Origin of the sequence: Devosia sp., from assembly GCF_017307565.1 — a bacterium.
Lineage (GTDB): Bacteria > Pseudomonadota > Alphaproteobacteria > Rhizobiales > Devosiaceae > Devosia.
Genome location: NZ_JAFKHD010000410.1, coordinates 1 through 14,714, shown reverse-complemented (window position 1 = coordinate 14,714; position 14,714 = coordinate 1). Strand labels below are relative to the sequence as shown.

Below are 14,714 nucleotides of genomic sequence, written 5' to 3'. Positions count from 1 at the left end.
CACCGGGGATGGTCATGTCCACGCCGCCCGCGACGTTTCGTTCGACGTGGAAGCCGGGGAACTCTTCGGCATTGCCGGGGAATCCGGATCGGGCAAGAGCGTGCTGTCTCAGGCCATTATGGGGTTGCTGCCCGGCGCCATCATCTCGGGCGAAATCCTCTTCGAGGGGCGGAATCTACTGGAGCTTTCCGCCAGGGATATGCAGCGATTGCGCGGCAATCGCATTGCGATGATCTCGCAGGACCCTCTTTCGAGCCTGCATCCGTTCTATACGATCGGCGCACAGATCACCGAGGCTATCCGCACGCACCGCAAGATCAGCCAGGCCGAGGCGCTGCAGGAAGCGATCGACATTCTCGGACGCGTCGGCATTCACGATCCCGAAAAACGCGTCCACGATTATCCTCACCAATTCTCGGGCGGCATGCGCCAGCGCGTCATGATCGCCATGGCCATCGTGCTGCGCCCGGCCCTGCTTATTGCCGACGAACCGACTACGGCGCTCGACGTGACCGTGCAGGCGCAGATCATCAACCTCCTCAACGAGATGCGGCTCGAACTGGGCACGGCCATCATCATGGTCACCCACGATCTCGAACTGCTCTCCTCCATCGCCGATCATGCCATGGTCATGTATGCGGGCAATCGCATGGAGATGGGCCCCGGCGAGGCCGTGCTGACCACGCCGGCGCATCCCTATACGCTTGGCCTCCTGCGTTCTTCGCCCAGCCACGAGAGCCGTGGCACATTGCCCTCCATTCCCGGCCAGCCGCCCAGCCTTCTCGTTGACCAGAAGGCCTGCGCCTTCGCGCCCCGTTGCGCTGTGGCCATGGACATCTGCCGACGGGAACGCCCGCCGCTGCGCGACTTTGCCGATGGCACGCGATCGCTATGCTGGCTCGAGGACAAGGCGGCGCACACGGCCGGCGCTGTTGCTGCGGCGCCCGAAGAGCCGAAGGCCATCGAACAAGGCTCCGATATTGTCGTCAGCGTCTCGGATGTTCGTTTGACTTATGGCGGCCGCTCGCTTTTCGGCAAGAACATCAATCTCGAAGTCCTAAAGGGCGTCAGCCTCGAACTGCCGCGCGGCAAGACGCTGGGCATTGTGGGGGAAAGCGGCTGCGGAAAGTCGACCCTGGCGCGCATCATCGCAGGGCTCCTACCCCCGACATCGGGCGATGTGACCATAGAGGGGAAAAGCGTCATCGGTCTTGATCGGCGCGAGTGGGTCGAAATGCGCAAGCGCGTGCAGATGGTGTTTCAGGACCCCTTCGGTTCGCTCAATCCGCGCCGACGCGTCGGCTCGATCATCGGTGATCCGTTCCGCATCCAGAACGTGGCGCATGGCGCCGAGCGCAAGAACAAGGTTCGCGACCTGATGGAGATCGTTGGGCTCAATCCGGAGCACTACAACCGCTTCCCATCGGAGTTTTCCGGGGGGCAAAGGCAGCGCATCGGTATCGCCCGTGCCCTGGCGCTCAATCCCTCGATCATCATTTTCGACGAACCGGTTTCCGCTCTCGATGTGTCCATCCAGGCGCAGATTCTCAACCTGATCGGCCGCTTGCAGCGCGAACTCGGACTGTCCTACCTCTTCATTTCACACGACCTGGCGGTCGTTCGGCATGTCAGTTCCGAGATCATCGTGATGAAGGCTGGCCAGGTGGTCGAGCGTGGCGACACCGACACGCTGTATCATCAGCCCCAGCATCCCTATACGCGCGAGCTGCTGGCTGCTGCCGATCCGAACTATCGCAAGAGCGGCGGCGGTTTTGCTGATCCCCTCTCTCAGGGGGCGACGCCATGAGCACCGAAATCAAGCAGCGCGGTTCGCTGGAGCTGACCATGCGCAGGCTCCTCTCCGACAGGGCCGGCATGGTGTCGATGCTATTCATCGTCGCGCTGGCCGTTGTCGCCATAGGGGCTGACGGCATCGCTGCGCTGACCGGTCATTCCCCTGTCGCCCAGTTCCTCAGCACCGGCCTTACCCCCACCGGCCTGCCCGTCCCGCCGAGCGGAGAATTCCTCTTCGGCACCGATCAGTTGGGGCGCGATGTGCTGGTGCGCCTGGCCCATGGTGCGCGCATTTCGCTAGCCATCGGGGTCGTCGCCTCGCTGCTGGCCGCGGCTATCGGCGTAACCGTGGGGCTCATGGCCGGCTATTTTGGTGGCTGGATCGACCTGGTGCTCGGACGCGTCATGGATCTCGTCATGAGCATCCCGGTGCTGCTGTGCATGCTCTCGCTGGTGGCCGTGTTCGGACCGAGCCTGGCACTCAGCCTCACGGTCATCGTGTTCTTCTCCTGGACGACAATGGGCCGCGTTATTCGCGGACAGGTCCTGTCGCTGAAGGAGCGGGAGTTCGTGCTCGCATCGCGCTCGATGGGCGCAGGGCACCTGTCGATCATGTTTACCGACATCCTGCCCAACCTGGGTGCGCCCATCATCATCTACACCACAATGATGGTGCCAACCTCGATCATCTTTGAGGCAACGCTGTCCTTCCTCGGCCTCGGCATCGTTCCGCCGGCGCCGAGCTGGGGCGGCATGCTGGCCGAGGCGGCGAATAATTCCATCTATATGTTCGCCTGGTGGCTGGTGCTTTTCCCGGGCCTGGCCCTGCTTTTCACCACCCTCTCTTTCAACATTCTGGGCGACGCCCTGCGCGACGCGCTCGACCCTGCCAGCATGCGGCACAAGGTCCACAAGAAGAAAAAGAAGCCTGCGGGGGCAGCGTCATGATCTCCTTCATCGCCAGCCGGATCGGCTTTGCCGCGCTCGTCCTCGTCATGCTCAGCGGCTTTGTGTTCACACTGTTCTTCGTGGCTCCTGGCGATCCCGCGCGTATCGTCGCAGGTGAACGCGCCACCGAGGCGCAGGTGGCCATGGTGCGCGAGAATCTCGGGCTCGACCGTCCGATCATCGAGCAATATGCGAGCTTTGTCGGCCGCAGCCTCACTGGTGACCTAGGCTATTCCTATCGCAACCAACAGCCCGTATTGGAGCTGATCAAGAACCGCATGCCGGCAACCATCTCGCTCTGCGTTGGCGCGGTCGTACTCTGGCTGCTGATGGGCATTCCCATCGGCATCATGTCGGCGCGGCGGCCGGGAAGCCTTGCGGACCGGATCGGGTAGGGTTTCGTGCTCATCGGTGTGAGTTTCCCATCCTTCGTCCTTGGCATGGCTGCGCTCTATTTCCTCTATTTCGTGCCGCGCCAGGCCGGCTTCACGCTCTTTCCGCCCGGTGGCTATCGTCCATTCCTCGACAATCCTGGCCTCTGGGCCTGGCATCTGATGCTGCCGTGGTTCACGCTGGCGCTTACCTCGGCCGCTATCTATGCGCGACTGACACGCGGGCAACTGCTCGAAGTGCTGGGCGAAGACTATATTCGCACCGCCCGTGCCAAAGGGCTCTCGGAGCGCAAGGTCGTCTACAAGCATGGCGTGCGATCGATCTTCTCGCCACTGACGACGCAGTTGGGCGCCGACATCGCAGCTCTGCTCGGCGGGGCCCTCGTCACCGAACAGGTGTTTGGCCTCCAGGGTATCGGCTCGCTGGCCGTGCAGTCCGTGCAGACGCAGGACCGGCCGGTCATCATCGGTGTGGTCATGCTGGCCGGGTTCTTCATCGTCATCGCCAACCTGATCGTGGATTTCCTCTACATCCTGCTCGATCCGCGTATTCGGACCTGACCATGACCAGCCAGACCCTGGACACTCTTTGGACTCGAACCGCGCGGTTGCCGGCTGAATCCGACACGACGATCCCGCAAGCGGTTGACGTCGCTATCATTGGCGGCGGCTTTACCGGCATGACAGCGGCGCGCGAACTGCTGATTGCCGGTCGCTCCGTCGCCGTGTTGGAAGCGGGCCGGATCGGCGCCGGTGCCAGCGGCATGAATGCTGGCTTCGTGGTGCCTAATTTTGCCAAGGCGGATCCGAATGCGGTTCGTACGCGCCTTGGGACCGAGCGCGGCAATGCGCTGCTTCGCCTGGTCGGCGATGGCGCCAATGCTGTGTTCCGAACCATTGAGGAAGACGGCATTACCTGCGACGCGCTACAGACCGGCTGGCTCAATCCCGCTTATGGCGCGGCGAGTGCGGACATGCTGAAGGCCCGCGCCGAACTCTGGCGTGCGCTTGGGCGCCCGGTTTCATTTCTCGATGCCGACCAGGTCCGCGAACATACGGGCATGGACATTTATTCCGGCGCGCTCCTCGATGATGAAGGTGGAACTATCCACCCGCTCGACTATCTCCGTGGACTTGTCCAGGGCGTTCGGCGCCGTGGCGGCACCGTGCATGAAGGGCAATGTGTCGACAAGGTCACGCGCGACGGCGACGGCTGGCGCTTGACCATGCGCTCGGGTGCAACGCTCAAGGCCACCAAGGTTCTGCTGTGCACCAATGCCTTCACGACCGGGGTCGCCTCGCGCATGGGACGGTCGTCTGTACCCTTGCGAGTTTATCAGATCGCGACGACGCCTGCTGACCCGGACACAGTTCGGCGCATCGCGCCCGACGGTCGGCCCGTGGGCGATACCAGACAAAACCTTTTCACCTATCGGCTTGATCGCGACAATCGCCTGATCAGCGGCGGCATGGCGGCAATTCCGTTCGGCGCCTTTGACCGGCTCGGGCGTGCGGTTGCCGAGCGCCTCAGCGAGGAGCTCGCGCTTCCTCGGGCCGTCACGCCGGAAGTGGTCTGGACCGGCACTGCCGCCATGACGCCAGACTTCCTGCCGCGCCTTTATCAGATGGGCGACGGCTGGTTCGGTGGCATTGGCTGCAACGGTCGCGGCATTGCCATGACCGCGCAGTTGGGACGCGTTCTGGCACGAGCCGCCTTGGGCGAGAATGTCGAAGACCTCCCCATTCCAGTGAGGACACTCCGCCCCCTGCCCTTCCACCAATTCACGCCAATTGTCGCTTCGGCTGCTCTTATCCAGGCACGCCTGAAAGACATGCTGGCCAGATGATCGAACAGTGCAGCGGCTACAAGCGCCGTGAGGACCTATAGTTATGAAACAGCTCGCCCGCCGCATCACCGGCACGTCCAAAAAATCCTTCGGCATGTATGCTCGCGCCGCGGCCAGTGGCCGCGACGACCTGATCCATATGGAACTTGGCAAGCCCTACGCGGACACGCCTCAGCATATCAAGGACGCGACGATTGCCGCTATTCAGGACGGCAAGGTTCACTATTCGGACCTGCCGGGTATCCCCGCCCTGCGTGAAGCCGTTGCGGCCAAGCTTGCTCGTCAGAACGGCATGGACGTCACCGCGGACCAGGTCGTCGTCACCAATGGACTGACTCACGGCTCCTATGCCGCCTTCATGGCCTTTATTGATGACGGCGACGAGGTCATCTTACTCGAACCATACTACCCCCAGCACATCGGCAAGATCGAACTGGCGGGTGGCACTGCGGTTCCGGTTCCCCTCGACGCAAAGAATGACTACGCCATCGATGCGGCGCTGATCGAGGCCAGTATCACCGAACGCACCAAGATGATCGTGTTGATCAATCCGTGCAATCCAACCGGCCGGGTCTACACTCGGGAAGAGCTGACTGCCCTCGCAGATGTCGCTATTCGCCATGACCTGATTGTGGTGTCTGACGAAGTGTACGAAGAGATCGTCTATGACGGGGCAAAGCACATTTCCATTGCGTCACTACCCGGCATGGCCGAGCGCACGGTAACGCTCTTTGCCTTCACCAAGAGCTACGCGATGGACGGCTGGCGTATCGGCTACCTGGCAGCACCCAAGGCCGCAGTCGGCGCCATTCTCAAGATTACCGCCAATGACGTGACCCATGTGAATACGTTCATTCAGGAGGGCGCACTCGCCGCGCTCGGTGGCGATCCCGCCGTACTGGCGCAATTGATTGCTGACGATCGGGAGAAGCGAGATCGCGTCGTAACCCGGCTCAACCAGATTTCGGGCGTGACCTGCCCCTGGCCGCAGGGCACGATTTACGCCTTCGCTGACGTCTCGCAGTTTGGCCTCTCGGCACAAACCTTCGCGGAACGCCTGATGGACGAGACCGGCGTCGTCGTGGCGTCCGGAAGCTTCTACGGCCCGGCCGGAGAAGGTCGTCTGCGCTTCTGTTTCGGCTCTCTGTCGCTAGAAGATATCGACCTGGCACTGGACCGCGTCACGAGTTTCGTCCGACAGCTCGGCTGAGCGGGCATTTCCGTGTTGCGGTTGGTGCTCGTAGATCATACTAGCAAAGAATAGGCGGGCTTCAGCACATGCGAAAAGGTATTCGATTGCTCGAAAGCAAATTCTCGACCGGTGAGCTGAAACCAGTTTCTTCCCGCAAAACTGTGCATGACCTTGTCTATGAGCAATTGCGCGACGCCTTGATGTCGGGCGCTTTCGAAGCACGAAAAGCATTCACAATTGCCTCGCTATCGGAGCGCTTTCAGACCTCGCATATGCCGGTGCGCGAGGCTTTGCGCCGCCTGGCCTCGGAAAATGCTCTTAGCATTTCGGCGGCCGGAACCGCTTATGTGCCTGCAATTACGGCTCCCGAACTGCGCGACATCACGCGTGCGCGCATGATAGTTGAAGGTGCGACCGCACGCATTGCCGGCCCTCTGCTCACCGCGGAGGATATCGCCACACTTGAGCAGATATTGAGCCGCCACCGGGCCAGCGCCAGCGCCGGCAACAATACCGAGATGACTGCGGCCAACCGGGCCTTCCACTTCCACATCTACCAAGCGTCCGGCAGCCCCGTGCTACTGAGCCAGATTGAAAATCTCTGGCTACGCTCGGGCCCCTATGTGCGGTTTCTGTCCGACCGAATGGGCGAACTGCTCAAGACAGAGCACAGGTCCGGCTTCACCGACCAGCACGCCGCGATGATCGATGCGATCAAGAACGGGGACTGGAACGCCTTGGGCGAGGCATGTGAGGCCGATATCCGCGCTTCGCAGGATTTGCTGCTCGATATTCTCGCCGCGGAAGACGGCTCGGCCGACACCCCTTAGAGCGTCCGACATTCGATGGCTTCTCGACCCCGCGCCGGGGCGGAGCTGGCGATTACCAACATGAAAGTAGAAGACCATGTCGACTGACCGCTGGGCCATTTCCTCTGGATCGAAGTTTGAAAAGCTGGCGGGCTATTCCCGCGCTGTGGTCGATGGCGACTGGGTGTTCGTGTCTGGCACAGCCGGCCACGCCCCCGACGGCTCGATCTCGCCCGATCCTGAAGAACAGACGCGCCAATCGCTGCGCACCATCGCCAATGCCCTCGACGTTGCTGGGGCAAGCCTGTCCGACATTGTCCGTCTCAATGTCTATGTCGCAGACCGGGGCGACGTCATGACTGTCTCAAAGGTCCTGGGAGAGACTTTTTCGGATCCCCGCCCGACAAACACAACGATCATCTGTGGTTTCCCGGTCGAGGAGATCAAGGTCGAGATAGAGGTGACGGCGCGCAAGCGCGGCTAGTGGCACGTCTCCGCGCCCGCGACGCTCTACCCATACAATCAGGCTACTATCTAATGGCCGGCACCGCGTGCCGAAGGGCACGCGGCGAGAACTCCAGGGCGAGCATTGCCAAGCCAAGTAGAAACATTACGCCCAGGTTCATCGACCCGGCAGCAAGCTGCACGGTGATCATGGCGACAAGAACAGGCATGTGCCGGTAGGCGTGCCTAACACCACCATGGACCGGCCCCAACCATAGACGAGGCCATGGGCAATTTCGACGCCGCCACGCTAGGGAGCCCAAACCGGCGCCCACGAGCAGTGCTGAAGCGGCGGGATGGTCTGGTGGCGAACCACCTCTAAGTAGGCCGGCAGACTCCAGCCCCCATTCCAGCCCTGCAGCAGCAAGAACCAACGGCAATACGACGCCAAAATAGCCAAGTGCGTGGCATAGAGCCGCGGTGAAAAAACCATAGCTCTCACGCCAGCGCCAGGCATTGGCGACCAGCGCCGCCGTAATGCAGGGCACCATCATCGCCACACCCATCGCGCACCACATGGCGCCAAGGCCCAACAGGCGCTCACCGTCCCATGGCGCGATATAGGCGAAAACGCCGTTCTCGCCACAAAGCTCGATGAGTCCAGCCATGCCCGGATTGATCAGAGACAACCAGGCAAAAGCCGTCGCAAGCCCCGCCACGACGAACACTAGCCAACTTTTTGGATCTCGATAGACCGACATCGTCGTGCCCCAAGAATGCGAAGACCGGGTTGCCCCGGTCTTCGTTGTTCAGCAGTGGCAGGCCGGTTCGCCCAGGGCTAGCACGCTCGCCTTGTTGGTTTCGCGCGGCAGGTCGTTGGACGGGTTCAGGTTGAAGAAGCCCGAGGGCATCAGGCTGAAGCCGCAGGAAATGCAGGGCTGCACGGGAAAATCCTCGGGCCGCACGACGTGATGGAGGCCGAAGCAGTGCCAGACGACGATGTCGGTATTCTCGACATTGCGGTTCTGCTTGACCACTTCGGCCAGGCCATCGCTGCCATCCGAATTGCAGACATATTCGCCCGCCGGATAGCGCTCGTTTTCATTGTAGGGTGTCACCCAGAGGTGATTGCGGATGAAGTTCGAGCGGATGCCCGAGGGCCCGGCTTCATTGGTCATCGGCGTCACGCAGTCAGGCGCATGGAGCCGATAGCCGACCGGCTTTCCCAGGGCATTGAGTTTGTTGGGGTTGACGATCTTCCAGGTGCGGTGCGTATCGAGATTGGCCTTACGGCCGGCTTCGAGCTCGGTCTTGAGCGTCGTTTCCTCGGCATAAAAACCATTGCCGAAGCGGTTGGTCGGCCCCATGGGCTCGGCATAGCTATTGGCTTCGACGACGCTATTGCCGCCGCCATCGAGGTTCATATCCATGCGAACGCAGAAAATGTGCTGATGGATGGGGGCCGAGAGCCCTGGTGACACTTCGGCAGCGAATTTGCCGGGATCGCCGGGATCGCAGGCCATGGTGTCGACGATGCCGGTCGCCTTGACCTCGCATTCGATCTGGCCGGCCTGGTCGAAATACCAGTACTGGCCATACTCGTAATTGCCCACGGTATTGATGCAGGAAATCACGAGGCGCCGCCCGCGCCGCACTTCCGTGCGGTCCACGCGGAAATCCCAGTGCTTCCAGAGGACGCCGGTATCTTCCTCGTGGATGCAGATGCCTTTTTCGATGGTGATGACACCGCCATCGAGCCCGCAAAAATGCGAGTCGAGATAGTGGATGGAACCGAGGCAATCGCAGCCCAGTTTCAACGAATGGTTGAACTTGCCAAAGCCATATTCGCCGATATCGAAGATATTCTTGCGATAGTGCCCACGCTCCGGCGAGCCATAGGGCACAACCAGTTCGCCCAGCGCCATGCGACGCACGATGGGGCGGCCATCATAGCGCACATCGTGGAGAATGATGCCGTCGCGCGGCGAATAGCCGATACCGAGCGTCCACTTGTCCCAGGCGATGGCATGGCCATCCATGGTGAAACTCGTGCCTTCCGGTTGCACCACGTTGAGCGGCTTCATCGGCGCACGCGTGGGCATAAAGTCGGGATCGTAGGGCACATCGATCATTGGAATCGGCGGGCCGCCATGATCGTCGATACGCAGGATTTCGCCGGTCTTGACGTCGATGGCGACGTTCAGGCCATCGATGGGATGGGCATAGAAATTCTCGTTTTCATAAAGACGCAGCCAGCAGTGCACATAGGAGACCATGTGCCCCTCTTCGCCAGCATCACCAAAATTGCCGCCTGACCAGCTATCGACGCAGACGCCGGTCATATCGGTAATGCCACGCTTGCGGCATGCCTCGATGAAATTGGGATCAGCCTTCACCTTGCGTTCGACATCGAGCAGCTGCTCGACCTGGAAGGCCGAATGCGAGGAAGGAAAATGGCGGCGGAAGATGATGCGGTTGTTGTCGAGCGCCACGAAAACCATCCAGACGCCGGGGCGATCGAGATGGGAAATATTGAGCCGCGCCTCGCGGCGGAAGGCTTTGCCGGCGAGGTGATCGCGCCATTCCTGTGGGCTCGGTTCGCGCAGGTCGATATTGCCGAACAGGGCCCCTGGCCCCAGATCGACATCTGATTTGATGGCGCTGACGGCAGAATTGATCTCGGCGGCGCTCAGCGGCGCCAGCGCCTGCAGGTAACTCGGGGGTGGGGAAGCAGCCTGTCCCTGCGGCTGAGTTGCCGCTGCATGCACGTGGTTCATCGTCCTCTCCTTGACGTCTGGCAATCGCATTCCCCGCTCCCGACGAGGATTGCTTCTGAGCGCCATAGTCGTCGTCCGAGAGGCGAGCTTCCAGCACTCGGAGGGCGTTCCGGACCAAAGATCGGACGCTGAGATAATCCCTCAATCGCGTGATCGTTCAATCGACATGTCAATTTTTCGATTTATTTTCAGATAGTTACAAGTTTCCATATGTGGCGAATTCTGGCCTCAATAGACAAAGCCAATTGTTGACCGTCGAACGACCTCCTGCTGAACTGTGGCAGTTCGCTGACGCCAAAACAGCACCATGGAAACGTCATATGGGAGGAAACCATGACGGGAATTCTGGGCGCTTACCGAGGGGATTTCGGCAGGGTCACCTATCTAGATATAACGCGCCCGATCGCGACCCATGCCCATCCTCATATCCATGTTCTGTTCAAGGTTTCCGGTGCCGATCGCGGCATGCAAGTGGAGAACCGCGCCATCGGGCTCCACCGCAGCAACTGGGTTCTGGTCAATCCCTGGCAGCGACATTTCGACATTCCGGAGGAGTGCCGAGCGCCCACCCAGATGCTTGCGCTCTATATCGACAAGGACTGGTGCAGGCAGCGCATGGACTGGCCAGCCTTTGCCGACAGCGCATGCGCCATCACCGCTGGCATGCGCATCCGGGTGGACCTTCTTGCGCGCATGCTCGGCAAAGGCGCCGATGTGGATAGCACTAGGATCGAACAGATGGTTTCTTCCATCATGTGCGAGGCCGCGCAGCTTGCACCCGAACACGCCTCTGAACGCACAGCGATGGATTTCCGCATTCGCCGCGCGCTCTCGGCCCTGCGCGTTCGCACCAAGGGCGGTCCTGATTTCGAGGCGGTGGCGCGCAGTGTTGGCATGTCACGCTCGCGCTTCTTCGAGCAGTTCCGTAATTCCATGGGTATTGCGCCGAACATGTATGTCGATGCGCTACTCATCGAGCGTGCAATTTCTCTTCTCTGGGAAGACAAGCCGATCGACGACATTGCCGAAACCCTGGGCTTTTCAGCGCAATCGAGTTTTACGCGGTTCTTCAAGGAGCGGGTCGGTTTTCCGCCCAGTTCCTTGCGCCAGGCGCCGCAACTCACCCAGATCGTCCAATAATTGTCGGACGCTGGGTCAAGCAACCTCGCCCTGCGTGGGTCTAGTCTCTCCGCGCATCGACGGGGAGGCAGCGATGAATACGGACGGCACTGCGGATTATCTCATCATTGGCGGCGGCTCGGCCGGCTGCGTTCTGGCGGCTCGGCTCAGCGAAAATTCCGGCACAAGAGTGGTGTTGATCGAGGCGGGCAATGACCTTACCCGAGCATCCATGGCTCCGCATGTCCGCAGCCGCTATCCCGGCCGCGCCTATCTCGATTCCGGCAATATCTGGCCGGATCTGAAGGCCTATTTCGGCAGCACGCCAAACCGCCAATTGCGCCGCTACGAACAGGGCAGGCTGCTGGGCGGTGGCTCGTCGGTCAATGCCATGGTGGCCAATCGCGGCGCGCCTGCCGATTACGACGAATGGGTTGAAGCAGGCGCGGCTGGTTGGTCCTTCGAAGAGGTATTGCCCTATTTCCGCAAACTCGAGCGCGATGCTGATTTCTCCGGACCTTATCACGGCAAGGACGGACCGCTGCCGATCCACCGCATCTCAAAGGAGCGCATGTCGCCCTATGTACGCGCACTCTCTGATGTCTTCGCCAAGCAAGGTCACAAACCCCAGCAAGATCAGAACGGCCTCTGGGAGGACGGGGTCTATGTCGGCGCCATTGCTGTCACCGACGACGGTCAGCGCGCTCCGACATCGGTCGTCTACCTGACACCGGAGGTCCGTGCCCGGCCCAATCTGACCGTACTCACAGGCCATATTGCAGAGCGTCTGCTGTTCAAGGGCAACCGCGTCATTGGAGCCGAAGTCACCCCCACTTCGGGCGGTGCCACGCATCGCATGCTGGCCGAAAATGTGGTGGTGTCGAGCGGCGCCATACACACGCCCACCCTCCTGATGCGCAGCGGCATTGGCCCCGCCGAGCAGCTTCATCAGCATGGTATTGTCGTTATCGCAGACCGGCAGGGCGTAGGCCAAAACCTGATGGAGCACGCTTCGACGGCCGTCAGCACCTACCTGCCCGCCTCCATGCGCCTTGGCGATCTCGATGAGCATCACGACCACGCCATCCTGCGCTTTACATCTGACCTGCCGGATGCGCCGCAGGGCGACATGCATGCTGCCATGATTGCGCGGTCAGCCTGGCACTCTATCGGCCAGCGCATCGGCACGCTCTTCATCTGGCTCAACAAGCCGTATTCGCGTGGTCAACTGACCCTGACAAGCCCGGATCCGCGCGCTGAGCCGCTGGTTGACTTCGCCATGCTCTCCGACCCGCGCGACCTGCCGCGCCTGCGCTACGGCTTCACTGTCGGAGCCATGGGCCTTCTGGGCCTGATGCAGGAAGGCAAAGCGGGACCGGTCTTTCCCACCAGCTATTCGGCACGCGTCGCCGCCGTGGCGGGGCCGGGCCTCTTCAACACGCTGCAGCGTGGCGCGTTCTCGGCCCTGCTCGATATGGCTGGCCCGCTGCGGCCCTGGCTCATCCGCAATGTCGTGACCCTCGGTCTCGATCTTGAAAGGCTGCTCAGCGACCCCGACGCACTCGACAATTTTGTCAGGGAATCGGTGGGCGGGGTCTGGCACGCCTCCGGCACTTGCCGAATGGGCCGGGTGGATGACCCTAGGGCTGTAACCGACGCTGCGGGTCGGGTCTACGGCATCGACGGGCTGCGCATTTGCGATGCTTCGCTCATGCCCTCCATCCCGCGCGCCAATACCAATGTCCCCACCATCATGATAGCCGAGCGCATTGCCGATCTCATCAAGCAGGGGCACTGAACCGAACGGGGGTGGGAACTCCGGCCCCACCCCTTCCGCCTTATTTGCTGTAGCCCTGGCTGAGCCCGCTGATGAACTGGCGCGAAAACACCGTGAACAACAGAACAAGCGGCACCGCGCCCAAGGTAAGGGCGGCCAGCAAGGCGGGATAGTCGTTGAGGAACTGCCCCACGAATTGCTGTACGCCCAGTGTCACCGTCTGATTGGCCTTTCCTGGCGCCAGGATCAGCGGGAACCACAGATCGTTCCAGATCGGCAGCATGGTCACCGTGGCGACCGCCGCCAGTCCAGGCCGTACCAGCGGCAGGGCGATGAGGAAGGTCTGCCATTCGTTGGCCCCGTCCATGCGCGCCGCTTCCTTGAGTTCAGTCGGTACGGTACGGAAATAGGTCATCATCAGGGTAACGGCGAGCGGAATGCTCATGGCCGTATAGACAAGGATCAGCGCCAGGAGCGTGTCCATGATGCCCCATGCCACCATGATCTTGATGATCGGAATGGTGCCAAGGCGGATCGGCAGCATGACCCCGATGATGAAAAGCCCGGTGAGAATGGGCACCAGTGCGGTCAACCGATACTCGACCAGCGCATAGGCGGCGAGCGTCGAGAACACCACGGTCAACACCACGGCCGAGACGGTGACGATGAGGCTATTGCTGTAGTTGGTGATGAAATTGCCGCGCGTGAAGACGCGGGCATAACCATCGAGACTAAAGGTTTCTGCTGTCGGTAGCGCGAAGGGACCGCCGAAAATCGCCGGCGTCGTTTTCAGCGAATTCATGATCACGACGAAAATCGGCCCAAGCGCCAGGACAACGAAACCTAGCAGGATGACGTGAACAAGAACGCGCTCGGTGGTCCAGCGCCGGTCGTCGGCTCGGCGACGAGTTTTGACCTGTGGTCGGCAAGGCTGGTCATATCTGTGCCTTTCTAGACGGTATGGGCACGGAGCCGCCGCTGCACCAGCCAGAAATAGAGCGCGGTGACGAGCAGCATGATGCTAAAGATGACGGTGGCGACGGTCGCGCCGAGATCGAGATCGGCCACCTGTCCCGAAGACCCGAAGAAGGTCCGGTAGAAATAGGTACCCAAAATATCGGTCGAATAGTTTGGCCCCGGCGCAGAGCCGTTGAGCGCGAAGACCAGGTCGAAGCCGTTAAAAGTCCAGATGAAGGTCAGGATCACGATCAAGCCGAATTGCGGTACGATCAGCGGAAATTTGATGTCCCAAAAAGTGCGCCAGGGGCTCGCCCCATCGAGCCTTGAAGCCTCGACGAGATCGTTGGGCACCGCCAGCAGCGCGCTGTAGAGAAAGATCATGGGAATGCCGACATATTGCCAGACGCCCATGAGCGAGATGGTCGGTAACGCGGTCAGCTGATTGCCCAGCAGCGGAAAGCCGACGACACCCCATAGCGGGTTGATAATCAAGCGCCAGATGAAGCCGACGATGACGACAGAGAGCGTTGCGGGAATGAACAGGATGGTACGGTACACGCCCTCGCTGCGACGCAGCACACCCGAAGTCAGGAGCGCCGCCATCAAGAGACCAATGGGCACTTCCACCAGCACGTGAATGGCGAAATACTTTATG

14 protein-coding genes are annotated in these 14,714 nt (G+C 61.1%); 10 read left to right on the top strand and 4 right to left on the bottom strand.

What is annotated here, in order from left to right:
• The 8 genes from J0I64_RS16870 to J0I64_RS16835 form a co-directional block, all read left to right on the top strand.
• The coding region (locus J0I64_RS16870; protein ID WP_291410329.1) for an ABC transporter ATP-binding protein at positions 1-1,807 on the top strand (1,807 nt) is incomplete at its 5' end.
• On the top strand, positions 1,804-2,742 hold the full coding sequence (locus J0I64_RS16865) for an ABC transporter permease (protein ID WP_291410326.1): 939 nt from the start codon (positions 1,804-1,806) through the stop codon (positions 2,740-2,742). The genes J0I64_RS16870 and J0I64_RS16865, both read left to right, overlap by 4 nt.
• Positions 2,739-3,137 (top strand): ABC transporter permease, encoded by a 399-nt coding sequence (locus J0I64_RS16860; RefSeq protein WP_291410324.1) that lies wholly within the window; start codon positions 2,739-2,741, stop codon positions 3,135-3,137. Before J0I64_RS16865 ends, J0I64_RS16860 begins: the two co-directional genes overlap by 4 nt.
• A 6-nt stretch (positions 3,138-3,143) precedes the next feature.
• Entirely contained in the window at positions 3,144-3,695 is a 552-nt protein-coding gene (locus tag J0I64_RS16855; RefSeq protein ID WP_291410321.1) for an ABC transporter permease, read from the top strand.
• A 2-nt stretch (positions 3,696-3,697) separates the two neighbouring features.
• Positions 3,698-4,981, top strand: coding sequence for an FAD-binding oxidoreductase (locus tag J0I64_RS16850; protein ID WP_291410319.1), 1,284 nt, complete (start codon positions 3,698-3,700; stop codon positions 4,979-4,981).
• Between the two features lie 43 nt (positions 4,982-5,024).
• The gene (locus J0I64_RS16845) at positions 5,025-6,191 is read left to right on the top strand and encodes a pyridoxal phosphate-dependent aminotransferase (RefSeq protein WP_291410317.1); all 1,167 of its coding nucleotides are present in this window, start codon (positions 5,025-5,027) and stop codon (positions 6,189-6,191) included.
• A 68-nt stretch (positions 6,192-6,259) separates the two neighbouring features.
• Positions 6,260-7,003 carry a GntR family transcriptional regulator gene (locus tag J0I64_RS16840; RefSeq protein WP_291410315.1) on the top strand — a complete coding sequence of 248 codons (744 nt, stop codon included), beginning with the start codon at positions 6,260-6,262 and terminating at the stop codon, positions 7,001-7,003.
• A 76-nt stretch (positions 7,004-7,079) separates the two neighbouring features.
• Entirely contained in the window at positions 7,080-7,466 is a 387-nt protein-coding gene (locus J0I64_RS16835) for a RidA family protein (RefSeq protein ID WP_291410313.1), read from the top strand.
• Positions 7,467-7,512: 46 nt separating this feature from the next.
• Here J0I64_RS16835 and J0I64_RS16830 read toward each other — a convergent pair whose 3' ends face one another.
• Both J0I64_RS16830 and J0I64_RS16825 read right to left on the bottom strand, forming a co-directional pair.
• Complete coding sequence (locus tag J0I64_RS16830; protein ID WP_291410311.1) at positions 7,513-8,187, bottom strand: hypothetical protein; 675 nt, start codon at positions 8,185-8,187, stop codon at positions 7,513-7,515.
• Between the two features lie 48 nt (positions 8,188-8,235).
• Entirely contained in the window at positions 8,236-10,203 is a 1,968-nt protein-coding gene (locus tag J0I64_RS16825; protein WP_291410309.1) for a primary-amine oxidase, read from the bottom strand.
• 333 nt (positions 10,204-10,536) lie between these two features.
• On the opposite strand from J0I64_RS16825, the gene J0I64_RS16820 reads away from it, so the two are divergent.
• Positions 10,537-11,343: an AraC family transcriptional regulator gene (locus J0I64_RS16820; protein ID WP_291410307.1), complete on the top strand. Its 807-nt coding sequence runs from the start codon at positions 10,537-10,539 to the stop codon at positions 11,341-11,343.
• Positions 11,344-11,416: 73 nt separating this feature from the next.
• Positions 11,417-13,120 carry a GMC family oxidoreductase N-terminal domain-containing protein gene (locus J0I64_RS16815; RefSeq protein ID WP_291410305.1) on the top strand — a complete coding sequence of 568 codons (1,704 nt, stop codon included), beginning with the start codon at positions 11,417-11,419 and terminating at the stop codon, positions 13,118-13,120.
• Positions 13,121-13,160: 40 nt separating this feature from the next.
• Here J0I64_RS16815 and J0I64_RS16810 read toward each other — a convergent pair whose 3' ends face one another.
• Both J0I64_RS16810 and J0I64_RS16805 read right to left on the bottom strand, forming a co-directional pair.
• Positions 13,161-13,901 carry a carbohydrate ABC transporter permease gene (locus tag J0I64_RS16810; protein ID WP_291410303.1) on the bottom strand — a complete coding sequence of 247 codons (741 nt, stop codon included), beginning with the start codon at positions 13,899-13,901 and terminating at the stop codon, positions 13,161-13,163.
• Positions 13,902-14,050: 149 nt separating this feature from the next.
• Positions 14,051-14,714: carbohydrate ABC transporter permease (locus J0I64_RS16805; RefSeq protein ID WP_291410301.1), on the bottom strand; the 664-nt coding region annotated here is incomplete at its 5' end.